Source organism: Candidatus Omnitrophota bacterium, assembly GCA_014728045.1.
GTDB lineage: Bacteria > Omnitrophota > Gorgyraeia > Tantalellales > Tantalellaceae > WJMH01.
The window spans coordinates 27,738-44,434 of record WJMH01000015.1 but is presented as its reverse complement, the minus strand read 5'-3'; the positions used below and the strand labels follow the sequence as shown (position 1 = coordinate 44,434).

The following is a 16,697-nucleotide window of genomic DNA, read 5'->3' as shown; positions in this document are numbered from 1 at the left end:
CCTTTAGGGCTGCCAGTCATCATAGGGATAGAGCTGCCCCCGGGCGTAGTTCTCCCTGGGGAAGGGTATATAGTCGGGGTGGTGGAACTGTTCGCAGACCTCGTCCGCGAAAAAAGCCCCCAGTTCGGTCAACCTGAGGAGCTTTTCGTTTTCGTACAACAGGCCGAACCTTTTGAGTTTCTCTATTTTCTTCCGGAAGACCTCATCCAGACTTGCGCCTGTTCTCATTTCGTAAAGGCTCTTGTAGATCTCCCGGTTCTTAAGAGGCAGGACCAGGGCCCACCTGAGCTGGTCGTCCCTTGTCCTTACCAGGCCGCGGTTAACGGGAAGGCGCTCCCGCGAGACCATGTCGTAATATTCCTTGAAGTTCTGCGTGTTGAGCGCGAACCTGTCCCGGAGGCTGCTGAAGGCGGTAAGGCCGAAGCCGACTTCGTCACGCAGTTTACAGCACTGGTTGTCCGCGTAATGGGAGTAATCATCTCTTTTTTTCGTGAACACCCTTCTGAGGTTCTCGCTGTAACCGTTCTCGTTGAGTATGGAAATGGCTATCTGCTTCATCATTATAGCTTCCTCGGGGCTGGGGAAGCTTTCGGTGTTCTGTATGTATTTGCGCTTGACCGGACCCTCGAAATCACCGTAGGGAACGACCTTGAGCCGGTAGAGCTGCACTTCTTCAGTATCCAGCCCGACAGCCCGCTCCATCATCTCGGTCCAGTTCTCCAGGCTCTGGCCTTCGTAGCCGAAGATGAATTCTATGTTGTTGGTGAATCCGGCCCTGCGGGAGGCTTCGACCGATTCGACGGCTTCCTTCGCGGTGTGGGGGCGGTTCATTTTATCCAGCACCTCATCATCAAGCGACTGTAGACCTATGGTCAGCCTGCTCACTCCGAAATCACGCATCAGCTTGAGCCGCTGGGCTCCTTCCTCCCCGAGCAGAGTGGGAGGGTCCACGTCGTAAGTGAACTGGGTGAGTGAGCTGGTGTCCAGACGGGAAGTAAAGAACTCCAGGAACCTCTCAAGCTGGGCGGGGCTCAGGTAGGTCGGTGTCCCCCCGCCGACGAGTATGGACCTGGCCTTTATTTTCTCGAGGCCCAGAAGGCGCATGTAGATATCCATTTCCTTCTCCAGCGCGTCGAGGTACCTGTCCTTCTCTTCTTCGAGTTCGCCCACTTTCACCGGGTAGTGGCAGAACGTGCAGTGCTGTATGCAGAAGGGCAGGTGAGCGTAAAGGTCGAACAGACCGTCGGGAGGGTTTGTATAGGTCCTGAAAAGATCCTTCTCGCTTATCGGAGGATACATTGTTATGGGAGGGTAGTGCACAGAAGGGAAAAAGTCCCCGTCAAGGGGGATAAGCCCCTCTTGCTGGAAGCGCTTAAAGTCCTCCCGGCGCTGCCGGGCCATTTTCATGATATCTTCTCGTATTTGCGCCATGCTTTAGAATATACTCAACTATAAAGGAAAATCAAGATTATTCCCGCGACCGCGACCGCGGCGCCGAGCACCGCGCGTAGTGAGACCTTTTCCCTGAAGAAGAAAGCGACCAAGGGCAGCACGAAAAGGGGGCTGGTGGAATTAAGGGGTACCGCTATCGTCGCGTTGGCGTATTTAAGGGCGATCACCGAGAAAAGAAGGCCTATGCCTATCGCCACGAATACCGCGTATGAGAGGTTGAACGCGAGCCGGGGGTTTTCCCGGAAGGGTGCGATCCATTTCTTTATCCGCAGGCCCGCAAAGCCCCATATGAGAAGACCAATGCTCCCGAAAAAGAGTTTGACCATCGTAGCTTCTACGGGCGAGGCTTCGACCAGTCCTATCTTCGCGAATATTATGCCCACCGAGGTGCATGTTACAGAGAGAGCGCCGAACTTGATGCCCGCCAGCCAGTTATGTTTGAGCTTTTCACGAGGGGTCCTTTCCCAGAGGACCCACTGGACTCCGCCTATCGTCAATACGATACCGGTCCATACCGGCAGGGAAGGGCGTTCGCCGAGGAACACTACAGCAAGCAGGACCGTCATTACCGGGCAGAGGGTCTCCATAAGAACGGCAAGCCTCGGACCGAGCCTGACCAGCCCCATCAGGAAGAAGGTGTCCCCCAGGGCGATACCCAGGATGCCGCTTACCCCCAGATAAAGCAGGGACTTCGCCGGCATCGTCTCGATCCCGATGAAAGAGACCAAAAGCAACAGGTATACCATCCCCACCAGCGCCCTGCCCAGGTTCATGGCCGCGGGAAGGACCTTTTCGCCGAGCTTCTTGAAGAGTATCGGGTCGAAAGCCCACGCGGCGGCAGAGATAAGAGCGGCCGTGCATCCTATTATGGTATGACTCAGATCCATGATTTTCCTGAAACCTTTTTCTTAAGTATAGTTGCTTATGCCCGCCTGAGTCAACCTGAGCCGACGAAATTTGTTGAAGCGGCACCTGTTATATGCTATTTTCATATTATATGAAAAGCTTCTTTTCGGGGGAAAGGTCAGTCGCGGAGAAACTGCTGAACATGGAACGGTTAAGGTCTATCAGGGACATACCCGGCAAATACCTTCCCGGCTTCATCCATGAACAGACATCTCTTATCAGGTCCAGGGTCAACCTTTTCTGCGCCCTGGTGGTTTTCCTTTACTTTTTCACGGTCGCGGCAAGCCTGGTGATGTATCCGGAGCAGGTGATTATCCTGGATATCCTCCTCGGGGTACTGCTTCTTCTGGCCGCAGCGGTCATTTTTTATTTCAACCAGAAGGCTACCAGCCTTACCTCCGCCAGGTTCAACGCTTATATTTTTACCGCGCTCATGCTGGCGGTCCTGGTCAAACTGAGCGTGGTCTACAGGGATGACCCTGTAGTGGCCGCGGCCACCTTCGTCTTCACGGTCTTTTTCGTATCTGTGACCATCCCCTGGAAACCGCTGGAAGTTATCGCAATAGGTCTTATGCACCTGGTGGCCTACTCGGCTTCTTTTCTGAGGATAAGGAGCCTGGCGGGGACCGACCTTGAACAGTTCGGGCTTATGCCTTACCTCGACGGGTTCATTTTCATAATAATGGCGGTCTTTCTGTGCGTGGTGGTGCGCAGGGCCGAGATGGCACGGGACGTTCAGAATTACGTGCTCTTCAAGGAGGTCGAGGAGAAAAGCGACCAGATGCGCAGGGAACTGGAGCTGGCAACCCGCATACACAAGACGCTCGTTCCGCCTTCGGTGACCTCCCCCAGGGTCGATATAGCCGTCAGCTATCTGCCGGTCTATTACATGGGAGGCGACTACGCCAAGTACAAGTTCCTTGACGAGGACCGGTTCATTTTCATTATCTGCGATGTTACCGGTCACGGCGTGTCGGCCGCCCTTCTGGTCAACAGGGTCCACGCGGAGTTCGAGCGCCTGGCCCAGGAAGGCAAGAGTCCCGGGGTGCTGCTCAGGGACCTCAACAGTTTCATCGAGGAGGATTTCGAAGGTACGGAGATGTACCTGAGCGCTTTCTGCGGCATGGTCGACCTTGACCGGATGCGCCTAACCTATTCAAGTTACGGCCACCCCCCGCAGTACGTCTATCACGCCAGGCAGGGGAACATAGTAGCACTTAAGGCGCAGGCAAGTCTACTGGGAGTGCCTTTCGAGGAAGACCTCCTGCACGAGAAGGATCTCGCACTGGAGAGAGGCGACAGGGTGCTGCTGTTTACCGACGGGCTCACCGAGACCGCCGGAGGAGGAGGGGAGCAGTACGGCGACGGCAGGCTCGAGGCGTTCATCGCCGAGAACAAGTACGTTCCCGCCGAGGAGTTCAACAGGGCCCTTTTGAAGGACGTTGAGCTTTACCGTTCGGGCAAGTCCACTGACGACATATTCATACTGGATATAGGAATAAAAGGCCTTGAAAAGACCGCGTAATCGTGTATAATACTCAGCTCAGAGAGAAGTGTTCGTAAATGAAGGAGAAAGACCATGAAACCACGTAAGAATTACCGCCAGAGACCCAAGAAAAGCGGTGCCAGGAAAAAGCAGAGGGTGCTGGCTCAGAAAAAAAGGCTGCTCGCGGCCGGATACACTGAAGACGAACTCCACAGCATGACCACCGTCGAAATAAGGGAGAACCTGAAAAAAGCGGCTAAAAAGAAAGCCGGCAAGAAGGAATCCGCCAAACCGAAGAAAAGGCCGAAAAAGAAGACCGCCGCGAAGAAGCCCGCTAAAAAGACCCCTAAAAAGAAGTAAGGTAAAGATTATTACGGACAGGAGCCCGGGGAAATCATCTTTCCCGGGCTTTTTCTATTCTGAGGACCTCGACCACTTGGCCCCACATGTGGAATCCCGCCATCTCGTCGCGTGGTTTGAGCCTTACATTCACCCTGAGGCCGTCCTTCTTGAATTCATCGGGAAGGTTGAGCGGGTCGAACTTTCTTCCGTCATCGGTCTTTATGCCCCAGAAGCCGCCTTCAAGCTCGATCCGGGTGACAATGCCTTCGGCCCGGATATATTCAGAGTGCGTGTTACACGCCCCGGCAAGTATGGCCGCAAGCGCCAGTATAAGGATAACAGTTCGCGTTTTCATGGCTTTTGAAGTTTCTTTTCGTTCTCCCTGATGAGCTTATTGTAGAACCTGAGGCTCTTTTCGGAGATATTGGACCAGCTGAACTTGGAACGGGCGATCTTAAGGCCGCCCCGGGCGATCTTCTTGCGGAAGGAAGAGTTCCTGTCCAGCACCCTGAAGGCCCATCCCAGATCCTTCTTGTTCGCGGCGTTCACCACCAGGCAGTTCTCGCCGTTCTTAAGGTAGCGCCGTATCCCGGCGCGGCGGCTTACCACAAGAGGCGTCCCGCAGGCCATCGCTTCCGCCGCGGTCATGCCGAAAGGCTCGAATTTCGACGGGAGCACGAAGAACTTGGCCCTGCGGTAGTAAGTGGGCATGTATTTATCCCTTATGTGCCGGGTAAAGAAGACCCTGTTACTCAATTCGTATTTTCTTATGATCCTGTTTATCTCTTTCCTCAGAGCTTTCTCTATGGGCTTGGGATGGGTCGAGCCGCCCCCTATCACCAGGAAAAGGTCCTTGGCCTTGGTGACTACCTCGGAGAACCCCCTGAGCAGGTAATCGAGACCCTTGTTGGTGTCGAACCTGCCCACCCAGAATATGTAGTTCTGCGGCACGTCTATTTTAAGTTCTTTCTCGCCCTTTTTGAGGGGGCGGAACATCTTGAGGTTGACTCCTGCGGGGATAACGATGTGCTTTTTGCCGCTGTAACCGTAATATTTCCTCGAACTGTGTATCATGTCCGCGCTTGTCATGACCAGCGCGCGGCTCTTACGGAAGATCTGCTTCTCGTGCTCGATGCGCTGCTTGAACTTGTATTTTTTCTCCATCTCGAGGGGGTCGCCTCCCATGTGTTCCCTTTTCCAGGCGCCCAGGGAATGAAAGGTGTGTACGAAAAGGCCGCCCATTTTTTCTGTCAGCCTCATGGCTATATAGCCGGCGTCCCAGTAATGCGAATGGTACAAATCGTACTCAAGGTCTTCTCTTGAGATGAACTTCTCCATGTTCCTGGTGAATGTGTTGAGATAGGGGAAGAGGTTCTCCTTGCGGATGAACTTGTTGCCGCCGCAGGGGATGCGTATTATCCTCACACCCCTTGAGACCTTTTCTGTTTTTGGATATTTGCCGAAACGGCGGGTGTATATATCGACCTTGACGCCCAGTTTGGCAAGGGCCTTCGAAAGTTCAAGTACATAGGTTACCTGTCCGCCGGTATCGGTCTTGCCCAGGGTGGGGTTCCTGGAAACATACCCGTGAAGGGTAAGCATGCATATTCGGTTTACTCTGTTCTTCATGGCCTGCTGCCGCCGCTCCCGGGAGTTTTCCCGAAAGAGGTAAGAGCCCCGTGGAGGGGACGAGGCATAAATAGTTCGTTACTAGCACTTGCGAACATACTATATAATACATATAATATACCTGATAGCAAGATTTTTTTGCACGTGGTATCCCGTATCATGCGGTGTCAAAAAGGAGGGGTGGATGAAGATCGCCTTGATGGGTGCGTGGAACACTGATTCGGGTGCGTCGATACACGCCGAGCTTATCGGCAGGGCCTGGGTGGAAAAAGGGATAGACCTCAAAGTGTTCTCCTTTTACAGGCACAGTTTTCATGGTACGGCCCTTACGAAGAAAGCCTCCGAAGAGGAGAATTACGTAACAAGGTGCTTTACCGTTTACGGTGTGCCCAACCCCGAGATGAACACGGCTCCCGTACTGGATGCGGATTTTGATGTTTTCGTGGTCGAGGACTTGGGCATGCTGCCCATGGCGAATCTCCTTCAGATATTCCCCCAGATAAAGAAAAAGGCCAAGACCGTCAACATAGTCCATGACGGCAAGCTTTCGACAAAACCGGAATATTTCAAGTTCGACTGGGACCATGTGGTCTGTTTTGACGACAGGTATTACCGTTTTCTGGAGGACGCATATCCGGAAGGCAAGGTGTCCATAATACCGTATCCTTCATGCCCCCTGGTAAGGGGCGACCAGAAAAAGGCGCGCAAGGAGCTGGGCCTTCCGCCGGACAAGAAGATAGTCCTTCTTTTCGGGCAGGCCTCCGATTACGCTCTTAATACGTCGGTGGTCCTGGACAGGCTGACAAAGAAGTACGATGTCATGCTGGTCCTCGTCACCGAAGCGGAGAAAGCCCTGGCCGGTTTCAAGCGCATCAAACCCAAGGTCGCCTTCGACCTCAAGATCGTGGAGAGGTCGCCCGATCAGGATCTTTTGTACAAATATCTCTACGCGGCCGACTGCATGATATACAACAAGCCCTCGATGCCGATAGCAGTGGTGGGGAGCACCGTTTTCCAGTGCATGGGCTCAGGCTGCCCGATAATCGCGCTTGAATCCAATTTCGTCTATCCCTTCAACAGGGAGGTCTTCAAGTACCGTGATTTCTACGAGCTGGAAGAATGCCTTGTTGAGGTCTTTGAAAAAGGGCCGAGGTACCAGGCCCAGCAGAAAGCCATCGAGGAATATTTGGCTGATAAGTCCGCCGAACCCACGGCGGAGAAGTTCCTGGAACTTTTTGAGATCCTTTTGGGTCGTGTAAGTTAGTCAATGAAAGGAGTAGAGATGGTTTTGAAAAGGTACGGTAATAATCCCATTCTGGCACCGCGCGAGGACAGCCCCTGGGAATCTATCATGGTCTACAACTGCGCGGCGATCCGCGAAGGCGGTAAGGTCCACATACTTTACCGGGCGCAGGGTTCGAAGATGGGCGTATCCAGGATAGGATACGCTTCCAGCAAGGACGGCTACAATATCGACGAGCGGCTGGACTACCCGGTGTTCGGGCCGGACCCGGCGAGTGACCTGGAATGCCTGGGAATAGAGGACCCGCGCCTTACCAGGATAGATGACAGGATCTACCTGAACTATTCCGCTTACGGGATGAACATGGGAATGGTCTTTCCCCTTAAAAGGGTCCAGATCGGCATCAGCTCCATTTCGGTGGATGACTTCCTCAACAAGAAATGGAACTGGAGCGAAAGGCAGTATCCCTTTTACATGGTGGACAACAAGAACTCGTTCCTTTTCCCGGAGAAGGTGAACGGCAAGTACGTTTTCGTTCACAGGATACCCCCGCACATGTGGATCGCCTATTCCAGTGACATGGAGAATTGGGAGAACCAGAAGATCCTGATGAGCCCTCAGTTCGAGTGGGAATATTTCAAGATAGGAGGAGGCGCTCCCCCGATAAAGACCGATAAAGGCTGGATAATCATCTACCACGGGGTGGACAGGAAGATGCAGTACCGCTTGGGACTTGCGCTTCTTGACCTTAAGGACCCGGGTAAGGTGATAGGCCGTTACGAGAAGCCTTTCCTCGAACCGGAGGCCAAGTACGAGAAGGAAGGGGTGGTTCCCAACGTTACTTTTTCCTGCGGCGCGGTCACAATAGGGGATGAACTCTTTCTGTATTACGGCGGGGCCGACACCGTTGTCTGCGTGGCGACCGCCAAGATCAAGGACGTTCTGGGCCTTCTGGGCGTGTAAAAGAGTGAATTACCGGTGACATATTCCCTCCCGCCGGAGTTTTATCCGGCGGGAGGGTCGGGTTACCGGACAGATCATATGAAGGGACCATATGGAGGATAAAAAGACAAAAAAGACGCAGGGGCCGTCTTCGGTGGTTAACAGCCTTAAGGAAAGTTTCGTGCACAACCGGAGATATTCTCTGGCGAAGGACCTCTATACCGCCACCGATTACGATAATTTCATGTCCATGGCCATAGCCATCCGCGACAGGCTGATAGAGAAATGGATACTGACCCAGCAGAGGTACCACGATGAGAACTGTAAAAGGGTTTATTACCTTTCCCTTGAGTTCCTTACCGGGCGTCTTCTGGGAAGTAATATACTCAACCTGGGGATACAGGATGAGTGCAGGAAGGCCCTTGAGGAGCTGGGCTACAGCCTGGAGGATATCTACGAGCAGGAGATAGACCCCGGTCTGGGTAACGGCGGCCTGGGGCGCCTCGCCGCGTGTTTTCTGGACTCGATGGCGACCCTCGCCATACCCGCCACCGGTTACGGCATACGCTACGATTACGGCATCTTCAACCAGAGGATAATAAACGGCTACCAGGTGGAGTACCCCGATGAGTGGCTGAAGCTGGGAAACCCCTGGGAGTTCGAGCGTCCCGAATTCACCCTCAAGGTTCATTTTTACGGCAAGACCGTTAAGCGCGTGGACAGGAAAGGGAGATTCTGCGTCGACTGGGTGAACACGCGGGACGTGCTGGCTATCGCCTACGACACGCCGATACCGGGTTACGGTAACAGCGTGGTGAATAACCTCAGGCTGTGGTCTGCAAAGAGCACGGACGAATTCGATTTCGAGTATTTCAATACGGGCGACTATATCCGCGCCTGCGAGGACAAGATAATCTCCGAGAACATATCGCGCGTCCTTTACCCGAGCGACAGCGTCTACAAGGGCCAGGAGCTGCGCCTCAAGCAGGAGTATTTCTTCACCTCGGCCTCCATGCAGGACATTATCCGCAGGTTCAAGATGCATAATTCGGACTTCCGGCAATTCCCGGATAAGGTCGCCATACAGCTAAATGACACGCACCCCACGGTGGCGATAGTTGAGCTGATGAGGATACTCATAGACGAGGAGGAACTTGACTGGGACTTGGCGTGGAAGATAACGGTCGCGACCTTCGGTTTCACGAACCATACCATGATGCCCGAGGCTCTGGAGAACTGGCCGGTATCCCTTTTCCAGAAGCTCCTGCCGCGGCACATGGAGCTGATCTACGAGATAAACATGAGGTTCCTGGCCGATGTCTCAAAGCGATTCCCCCACGATACCCAGAGGCTGAGGAGGATGTCCATCATAGAAGAGGCGCCGGATAAGAAGATCAGGATGAGCCACCTGGCGATAGTGGGAAGCCACTCGGTAAACGGGGTATCAAGATTGCACACGGAGCTTCTGGAGAAGACGCTTTTCCGCGATTTCTACGAGTACTCCCCGGAGAAGTTCAATTCCAAGACGAACGGCATCACCCAGCGCAGGTGGCTGCTGAAGGCGAATACCGCCCAGTCGGACCTGGTGACCAGCTCCATCGGGGGAGGGTGGGTTACCGACCTCAGCAAGCTGACGCAGCTTAAGGACCTTGCCGGAGACGGCGCTTTCCGCCAGAAGTGGCGCGAGGTCAAAAGGCGGAACAAGGAGATCTTCGCCGAATACGTAAAAGGTTCGACCGGCATCACCATAGACCCGGGTTCGCTTTTCGATGTGCAGGTCAAAAGGATCCACGAATACAAAAGACAGCTTCTTTTCGCGCTTTACCTTATCGGTCAGTATATAGACATAAAGAACAGCCCCGGTGCGGAAAGGGTTCCCAGAACCGCGGTCATCGCCGGTAAGGCCGCGCCTTCCTACGCGATGGCGAAGCTCACGATCAAGTTCATAAACAATATCGCTTCGGTCATAAACAGGGACGCCGATGTGAAGGACCTGCTGAAGGTCGTCTTCCTTGAGAACTACGGGGTCACCGTCGCCGAAAGGGTCTTCCCGGCGAGCGAGCTTTCCGAACAGATCTCCACAGCCGGCAAGGAAGCCTCCGGCACCGGGAACATGAAGTTCATGCTCAACGGCGCTGTCACCATAGGCACCTGGGACGGGGCGAACATAGAGATAGCCGAGCAGGTGGGGCGGGACAATATCTTCATCTTCGGCCTCAGTGCCGAGGAGGTCTCCGCTCTCAAGAAGGACAAATACAAACCGAGGTCATACCTTAAGAACAGCCCCCTTCTTGAGGAAGCGCTGCGCCTGGTAAAGGAGGACTATTTTTCACAGTTCGAGCCGGGCATATTCAAGCCCATCTATGACTCTCTGATCTGGCATGACGAATACATGGTTCTGGCGGATTTCGAGGATTACTGCCTCAAGCAGCAGGAAGCGTCCAGGGCCTACCGGGACACCGAAAGGTGGAGCTCAATGTCTATAATGAACACCGCCTGCAGCGGAAGGTTCTCGAGCGACAGGACCGTCGCCGAATACGCGCGCGAGATCTGGAAGGTGGAGATATAGATGGAGAGGAGCAAGGGGGTCAGGATATACGGCGTTCTGCTGATAGCGTTCGGGATATACAACCTTCTGGGGGTGGGCGCGTATAAACAGTTCTCCGTGCTTTTCAAGACGATCCCGCAGGCGGTCACGGTCGCGATGTACGTTTTCACGATACTTTACGGTATATCGGCCGCCTACTGCGGCAACCGCATACTGCATCTTGAGAACTGGGCCCGGAAGCTCATCGTGGGGATGACGTCCATAAGCGTGATAACGGGTTTCCTCTTGAACAAGACAGTTCTTTCCAATTTCAAGGAGTACATAATGACCGAACAGGCCAAGGTCCCGCCGGAGATGGCCGGTTCGGTCTACACATATGCCGTTTTCATGACAGCGGCCATAACGATTTTCGAGCTTTCGGTGATATATTTTTTCACCCGTCCCAGCGTGGTCGAACAGTTCCATCAGCCCTGAGCAGCCCGGCTGAAGCCTTTCCGGGGCGATTTGCATTTAGCTTACGCTTACGTTATAATACCCCAATCATGAAAAAGTACGTACTTCACGAACCCACCGGCAAGGTGGAGACCCATATAGATTTCAAGGGCAACCTCAACCAGCAGCAATACGAGGTGGTTACCCGGGCGGAGGGGCCTTCACTCGTTCTGGCCGGCGCGGGAAGCGGCAAGACGCGCACGCTAATATACCGCCTGGCATACCTGTTGGAGAGGGGCGTCCCTCCGCAGAACATACTGCTTATGACGTTCACCAACAAGGCCTCGCGTGAGATGCGCGACCGCACGGAGATGCTTCTTAAATACAGGCCGAAGGGGCTCTGGAGCGGTACGTTCCACCACGTGGGCAACAGGTCGCTTCGCATGTACGCCTCCCACCTGGGGTATAAGCGAGATTTCGGGATACTCGACCAGCATGACTCAAAGGACCTTATCAAGGCCTGCATGAAGAAAATAGGCACAAGGGCCAAGGAGGAGCGCTTCCCGAAACCCTCGGTCATACAGTCGATAATAAGTTTTTCGGTGAACACCAAGATGAGCCTGGACGACGTCCTGGAGGAGAAATACCCGTATTTCGAGAAATTCTCCAAGGAGATACGGGCTATAAGCGATCTTTACGAAAAGAAGAAGAAGGAATCCAACAACATGGATTATGACGACCTTCTCTCCAAGTGGAAATGGCTTCTTGAGAACGTCCCCTCCGCCAGGAAGAGGTTCACCGAACAGTTCCGGTACATCATGGTCGACGAGTACCAGGACACCAACTACCTGCAGGCGGAGATAATAGATATGCTGGCAGCCCACCACAAGAACGTTCTCGTGGTGGGCGACGACGCCCAGAGCATATATTCGTTCAGGGGCGCGAGAGTTGACAATATACTCAACTTCCCGAAGAAGTTCCCGGACGCCAACATATACAAGCTTGAGACCAACTACCGCTCGAGCCCGGAGATACTGGACCTTGCCAACGACTCGCTCGTTAACAACCGGAACCAGTTCGAGAAGACCCTCAGGGCGGTCAACCCTTCTCTGGAGAAACCCGCCCTGGTGGAGGTAAAGGACCTTTATTCACAGGCCGCTTTCATAGCCCAGAGGGTTCTGGAGTTGCGCGAGGAAGAGATGGAACTGAAGGACATGGCGGTGCTTTTCAGGGCCCATTACCAGTCGGCGGAACTTCAGATGGAGCTGGTCAAGCGCGGGATACCCTACATAGTCCGGGGAGGGATAAGGTTCTTTGAGCAGGCGCATATAAAGGACGTTCTCGCCTACATGAAGATCACGGTGAACCCGACCGATGAGATCGCCTGGATGAGGGTTCTCACCCTGTGCCCGGGTATAGGCCCCGGTTACGCCGAGAGGATCTACGAAAACTTCCGCAAGACCGGCATGGAGCTTTCCGATTTCGTGAAAAAGGACATAACCGGGGTGGTCCCCAAGAGGGCCCAGAACGGTTACTCCCGGTTCAGCAGGATAATGCGGCATATAACGGCCCACGAAGGGGAGATGACCCCGGGTGAGATCATAAGCTCGATCCTCGATGCGGGATACCAGACCCACATACTCGCCAATTACGAGAACGCAAAGGACAGGGTGGACGATATACACGAACTTATCAATTTCTCGCACGATTACGCCTCTGCGAACGAATTCCTCAACGACATAACGCTGAGGGAGAGTTTCAGGGGGGAGACGGTCACCACCACCGGCGAGGACGACGAGCACCTGGTGCTTTCGACCATACACCAGGCGAAGGGTCTGGAGTGGGACGCTGTCATGATAATAGGTCTCTGCGAGGGACAGTTCCCGCATCCCAAGGCCATGGGCGAAGAAAGCGAGATGGAGGAGGAAAGGCGCTTGTTTTATGTGGCGGCGACCAGGGCGAGGAAATACCTTTACATGATACACCCGGTGACAAGGTACGATTACCAGATGGGCACCGTCGTTGCAAGGCGCAGCAGGTTCCTCGAGGAGCTTTCACCGGGAGATTACGAGGTCTGGGAGGTTGACTCTTCCTCCGTTAACGGCGGGACGGACCATGAGAGGCCGAAGAGTTTTGAGTACGAGGACCACGACTCGGGCTACGGCGGGGAGACGGTCATCGACCTTTAAAAGGAGCAGAGGGATGGAACTTCATTTTGCCGCGGGAGGCGTGGTCGTCAGGGAAAGGGACGGTTCCGTGCAGGTACTTCTTATCAGGGACAGCTACGGCCACTGGACCTGGCCCAAAGGCCACCTGGAAGACAGAGAAACCGCCGAGGAAGCGGCCGTAAGGGAGGTCTCCGAGGAGACGGGGCTTGAGCGGCTGAAGCTGCTTGGCCTGGTCGGCAAACAGCAGTACCATTATGTTCTTAAGGGCGTCAAGGTCTTTAAGACCGTGCAGGTTTTCCTCATGGAGAGCGAGGGTGATGAAACGCTCAGGCCGCAGGAAGAGGAAGTCGAAGAGGCCAGGTGGATGAGCGCGGAGGAGGCGCTCGGCACCATAGAGTACGAAGGCTCCCGCGACATACTCAAAGAGGCGCTGGATAAATACCGGGAAAGATGGGAAAAAAGAACATAAAAGCCATACTTTTCGACCTGGGTAACGTCATCGTGGACGTTGACGAGGTAAAGCTCGAGAGGAGCTATTCTCCCCACGGGAAAGTGTCCGAGGGAGAGCTCGTCAGTTACGTCAAGGCTTCCCAGGATGCCAACAGGTACATGGAAGGCAAACTTTCCACGAGCCAGTTCTATTACAGGGCAAGGCGCAGGTTCAGGCTGGACATGAAGTTCGGTGACTTCTACCGGGTGTGGAACAGCATCTTCCTCGCCAAGAGCGACATGGAGGATCTTATAAGGAACCTGAAGAGTTCTTATCCGGATGTAAAGCTCATACTTATCTCCAATACCAACGAGGCGCATTACAGGTATATACGGGATAATTATAAGATCCTGGATGAGCTGGACGGCCACGTTGTCTCATACGAGGCCGGATGCCAGAAGCCCGACAGAAGGATATTCGCCGAGGCTATGCGCAAGGCGGGCTCCATACCTCCTGAGACGATCTATGTGGATGACAGGCTTGACCTCATCCGGGCGGCGAGGGTGATGGGCATACACGCTTTCCATTTCACTTCTTCAGAGCAGTTGCGCGCCGATCTGGCCAGGTTCGGCCTTTCCGTCTAGCCGGTATAACCCATGTCCCTGAGGCCCCGCGGGTCCTTTTTCCATTTTTCGTAGACCTTGACCCACAGGTCCAGGTGCACGCGCATCGAGAGCAGTTTCTCTATTTCGCTGCGCGCGGCGCGCCCGATCTTTTTTATCATCGAGCCTGACTTACCGATTATGATGGACCTCTGGGAGGCGCGTTCGACGTAGATGGTTGCGTATACGTTCATCCGCCCGTCCTCCTCGGTCATTTCGTCCACCACAACCGCCACCGAGTGGGGCACCTCATGGTAGGTGTTGGAGAATACCTTCTCGCGTATGATCTCGCTGACGGCGAATTCCTCGCCCCTGTCGGTGAGCTGCTCCTCCGGGTAAAGGAACGGGCCTTCCGGCACGTAGGACCTCACTACCTGCAGAAGTCTGTCCAGGTCCGCCTGTTTAAGGGCGCAGACAGGAACGATCTCGGCGAACGGGTAGAACTTGCTGGCTTTGTCGATGACGGGCAGGAGGAGCTTCTTGTCCTTCACCTTGTCCACCTTGTTTATGACGAGGATGACCTTTCTGTTTTCCTGGGGCTTTGGAAGTCGGCTCAGTATCAGCTGGTCCTCACTGTTAAAGGCGAGCTTTTTCTCTGTTATGAAAAGAATGATATCCGCTTCCATCAGGGTGGACTGGGCCCTGGAGAGCATGAGCTTGCCCAGAAGGTCGTGGGGTTTGTGGATGCCGGGAGTATCCACGAACACGATCTGCATCCCGTCTTCGGAAAGGATGCCCCTTATATTGTCCCTTGTCGTCTCGGGTTTCCTGCTGGTTATGGCTACCTTTTCTCCCAGGAACCCGTTGAGTATGGTGGACTTGCCCACGTTGGGCTGCCCCGATATGGCTACAAAACCCGATCTGGTCATAATGGTGAGATTATAACATATTTTCGTATTATCTCTATAATAATAAAAACATTTTGGAAATAAAGCTCATAGACCGTATAATAATATCAGTAGAATCCTTAACACGCGGATAGATCCAGCGGATATTCGATCATGGAAGAGAACACAAGAGAAAAAGAACACGCCGAGGTGCAGACCTGGGAAGAGAGGATAACGACTCTCCGCGGCTTACTCGAGGAAGGTTCCGGGCAGGAGCTCGCCGAGTTCCTCCGGGGACAGGAACCCGAGGACATAGCAGATGTCCTCGCCGAATTCGAGGTCGAGGAGAAGCTGCGGATATTCACTCTTCTGGAATCCGAGGAAGCGGCGGTAGTACTTGATGACACCGACCCGCAGACCCGCCTTCAAATACTGCAGAAGGTGGACGACGCCAAGCTCGCCCAGATACTGGACGCGATGCCTGTGGACGAAGCCGCCGACATAGTCGAGGAGATACCCGAAGACGAGCGCGAAAGCATCCTCGAGCTCATGGAAGAGAAGGACGTCGAGGAGGTCGAGGAGATACTCAGTTACCCCAAGGACAGCGCCGCGCGCGTGATGAACCCAGAGTTCGTGCACGTCTCCGAGGAGAACGACATAGAAGACGCCATAAGGTACATAAGGAGCCTCGAGGTCGACGAGGATATTTTTTACGTCTATGTCATCGACAAGGACATGAAACTCAAGGGTATCGTCCCCATAAGGAAGCTGCTGACCGCGAGAAAAGGAGCCCTGATAAAGGACATCATGGAGGAGGACGTGCACTCGGCCATTGTCGACGAGGACCAGGAGAGGGTCGCCCAGATCATGAAGAAGTATGACCTCACGGCTCTTCCGGTGGTCGACAGTAAGGGCGTACTGGTGGGGAGGGTGACCATCGACGACATCCTCGATGTCGTCGACGAGGAGCACGGCGAGGACATAAGCCGCATGACCGGTACCATAGAGGAGGAGCAGGGCACCGAGAGCACGGTCCAGGCCACGCAGAACCGCCTGCCGTGGCTTGTTACCTGTATGCTCGGGAGTATCGTGACCGGGCTTGTCATACAGTTCTTCGAGGTCACTCTGGCGGAGATGATAGCGCTGGTCTCGTTCATACCCGTCATAACCGCCACCGGAGGCAATAGCGGCGTCCAGGCCTCTACCGTCGTCGTCAGGGAGATAGCCCTGGACAGGATGGATTTCCCGAGGGTGTGGGAAGAGATCTGGCGCCAGCTCAAGATAGCCCTGATCCTGGGAGCGGTCTGCGCGATGATCCTTTCAGTCCTGGCCAATTACTGGAAGGGCAACAGCGTCGTCGGGATCATCGTGGGTCTTTCGATATTCCTTGTCGTCGTATGGTCGAACTTTGTCGGGGTCCTGATACCGGTTGTGTTCAAGAAAATAGGGGTGGACCCGGCGATAGCTTCCGGGCCCCTTATAACGACGCTCAACGACGTTATAGGCGTTTTTATTTACCTGAGCGTTGCGACAACTTTTCTGGGTTAGAGCAACCCGTATTGACACCGTAAAAAAAACTGTGTTATACTCATTTTCCCGTATCCAAGTAACCATAAAATGGAGGTAATAA

Annotated in this window: 15 protein-coding genes; 10 read left to right on the top strand and 5 right to left on the bottom strand. The window is 54.1% G+C overall.

The features are described from left to right. Positions 1-3: 3 nt before the first annotated feature. Together GF409_05390 and GF409_05385 are read right to left on the bottom strand one after the other, a co-directional pair. The gene (locus tag GF409_05390) at positions 4-1,431 is read right to left on the bottom strand and encodes a radical SAM protein (protein MBD3426644.1); all 1,428 of its coding nucleotides are present in this window, start codon (positions 1,429-1,431) and stop codon (positions 4-6) included. A 14-nt stretch (positions 1,432-1,445) separates the two neighbouring features. Further along, positions 1,446-2,339 (bottom strand): EamA family transporter, encoded by an 894-nt coding sequence (locus tag GF409_05385; GenBank protein MBD3426643.1) that lies wholly within the window; start codon positions 2,337-2,339, stop codon positions 1,446-1,448. Positions 2,340-2,431: 92 nt separating this feature from the next. Between GF409_05385 and GF409_05380 the strand changes: the two genes are divergently transcribed. Together GF409_05380 and GF409_05375 are read left to right on the top strand one after the other, a co-directional pair. Then, entirely contained in the window at positions 2,432-3,883 is a 1,452-nt protein-coding gene (locus GF409_05380) for a SpoIIE family protein phosphatase (GenBank protein MBD3426642.1), read from the top strand. Between the two features lie 54 nt (positions 3,884-3,937). Next, a complete protein-coding gene (locus GF409_05375) occupies positions 3,938-4,204 on the top strand; it encodes a hypothetical protein (GenBank protein ID MBD3426641.1) in 267 nt (88 codons plus the stop codon). 34 nt (positions 4,205-4,238) lie between these two features. On the opposite strand, the gene GF409_05370 is transcribed toward GF409_05375, so the two are convergent. Further along, complete coding sequence (locus GF409_05370; GenBank protein ID MBD3426640.1) at positions 4,239-4,541, bottom strand: hypothetical protein; 303 nt, start codon at positions 4,539-4,541, stop codon at positions 4,239-4,241. Continuing rightward, positions 4,538-5,815 (bottom strand): glycosyltransferase, encoded by a 1,278-nt coding sequence (locus GF409_05365; protein MBD3426639.1) that lies wholly within the window; start codon positions 5,813-5,815, stop codon positions 4,538-4,540. The genes GF409_05370 and GF409_05365 overlap by 4 nt, the downstream gene beginning before the upstream one ends. Positions 5,816-5,999: 184 nt before the next feature. On the opposite strand from GF409_05365, the gene GF409_05360 reads away from it, so the two are divergent. The 7 genes from GF409_05360 (at position 6,000) to GF409_05330 (ending at position 14,222) form a co-directional block, all read left to right on the top strand. After that, on the top strand, positions 6,000-7,079 hold the full coding sequence (locus GF409_05360) for a hypothetical protein (protein MBD3426638.1): 1,080 nt from the start codon (positions 6,000-6,002) through the stop codon (positions 7,077-7,079). An 18-nt stretch (positions 7,080-7,097) separates the two neighbouring features. Beyond that, the gene (locus GF409_05355) at positions 7,098-8,021 is read left to right on the top strand and encodes a glycosidase (protein MBD3426637.1); all 924 of its coding nucleotides are present in this window, start codon (positions 7,098-7,100) and stop codon (positions 8,019-8,021) included. Between the two features lie 91 nt (positions 8,022-8,112). Further along, positions 8,113-10,569, top strand: coding sequence for a glycogen/starch/alpha-glucan family phosphorylase (gene glgP, locus GF409_05350; GenBank protein ID MBD3426636.1), 2,457 nt, complete (start codon positions 8,113-8,115; stop codon positions 10,567-10,569). After that, positions 10,570-11,022 (top strand): hypothetical protein, encoded by a 453-nt coding sequence (locus tag GF409_05345; protein ID MBD3426635.1) that lies wholly within the window; start codon positions 10,570-10,572, stop codon positions 11,020-11,022. It begins immediately after the preceding gene. Between the two features lie 68 nt (positions 11,023-11,090). After that, on the top strand, positions 11,091-13,169 hold the full coding sequence (locus GF409_05340; GenBank protein MBD3426634.1) for an AAA family ATPase: 2,079 nt from the start codon (positions 11,091-11,093) through the stop codon (positions 13,167-13,169). After that, positions 13,096-13,617: an NUDIX domain-containing protein gene (locus tag GF409_05335; protein ID MBD3426633.1), complete on the top strand. Its 522-nt coding sequence runs from the start codon at positions 13,096-13,098 to the stop codon at positions 13,615-13,617. Before GF409_05340 ends, GF409_05335 begins: the two co-directional genes overlap by 74 nt. Beyond that, positions 13,599-14,222: an HAD-IA family hydrolase gene (locus GF409_05330; protein ID MBD3426632.1), complete on the top strand. Its 624-nt coding sequence runs from the start codon at positions 13,599-13,601 to the stop codon at positions 14,220-14,222. The genes GF409_05335 and GF409_05330 overlap by 19 nt, the downstream gene beginning before the upstream one ends. Here GF409_05330 and GF409_05325 read toward each other — a convergent pair. Further along, a complete protein-coding gene (locus GF409_05325) occupies positions 14,219-15,109 on the bottom strand; it encodes a GTPase Era (GenBank protein MBD3426631.1) in 891 nt (296 codons plus the stop codon). The genes GF409_05330 and GF409_05325 overlap by 4 nt on opposite strands. Before the next feature lie 132 nt (positions 15,110-15,241). On the opposite strand from GF409_05325, the gene mgtE reads away from it, so the two are divergent. Next, positions 15,242-16,615 (top strand): magnesium transporter, encoded by a 1,374-nt coding sequence (gene mgtE / locus GF409_05320; protein MBD3426630.1) that lies wholly within the window; start codon positions 15,242-15,244, stop codon positions 16,613-16,615. Positions 16,616-16,697: the final 82 nt, after the last annotated feature.

What these genes read in the sequence shown, in the direction of transcription:
- GF409_05390 (MBD3426644.1), bottom strand. Translation starts at nt 1,431, where the DNA reads ATGGCGCAAATACGAGAAGATATCATGAAAATGGCCCGGCAGCGCCGG.
- GF409_05385 (MBD3426643.1), bottom strand. Translation starts at nt 2,339, where the DNA reads ATGGATCTGAGTCATACCATAATAGGATGCACGGCCGCTCTTATCTCT.
- GF409_05380 (MBD3426642.1), top strand. Translation starts at nt 2,432, where the DNA reads ATGCTATTTTCATATTATATGAAAAGCTTCTTTTCGGGGGAAAGGTCA.
- GF409_05375 (MBD3426641.1), top strand. Translation starts at nt 3,938, where the DNA reads ATGAAACCACGTAAGAATTACCGCCAGAGACCCAAGAAAAGCGGTGCC.
- GF409_05370 (MBD3426640.1), bottom strand. Translation starts at nt 4,541, where the DNA reads ATGAAAACGCGAACTGTTATCCTTATACTGGCGCTTGCGGCCATACTT.
- GF409_05365 (MBD3426639.1), bottom strand. Translation starts at nt 5,815, where the DNA reads ATGAAGAACAGAGTAAACCGAATATGCATGCTTACCCTTCACGGGTAT.
- GF409_05360 (MBD3426638.1), top strand. Translation starts at nt 6,000, where the DNA reads ATGAAGATCGCCTTGATGGGTGCGTGGAACACTGATTCGGGTGCGTCG.
- GF409_05355 (MBD3426637.1), top strand. Translation starts at nt 7,098, where the DNA reads ATGGTTTTGAAAAGGTACGGTAATAATCCCATTCTGGCACCGCGCGAG.
- glgP (MBD3426636.1), top strand. Translation starts at nt 8,113, where the DNA reads ATGGAGGATAAAAAGACAAAAAAGACGCAGGGGCCGTCTTCGGTGGTT.
- GF409_05345 (MBD3426635.1), top strand. Translation starts at nt 10,570, where the DNA reads ATGGAGAGGAGCAAGGGGGTCAGGATATACGGCGTTCTGCTGATAGCG.
- GF409_05340 (MBD3426634.1), top strand. Translation starts at nt 11,091, where the DNA reads ATGAAAAAGTACGTACTTCACGAACCCACCGGCAAGGTGGAGACCCAT.
- GF409_05335 (MBD3426633.1), top strand. Translation starts at nt 13,096, where the DNA reads ATGAGAGGCCGAAGAGTTTTGAGTACGAGGACCACGACTCGGGCTACG.
- GF409_05330 (MBD3426632.1), top strand. Translation starts at nt 13,599, where the DNA reads ATGGGAAAAAAGAACATAAAAGCCATACTTTTCGACCTGGGTAACGTC.
- GF409_05325 (MBD3426631.1), bottom strand. Translation starts at nt 15,109, where the DNA reads ATGACCAGATCGGGTTTTGTAGCCATATCGGGGCAGCCCAACGTGGGC.
- mgtE (MBD3426630.1), top strand. Translation starts at nt 15,242, where the DNA reads ATGGAAGAGAACACAAGAGAAAAAGAACACGCCGAGGTGCAGACCTGG.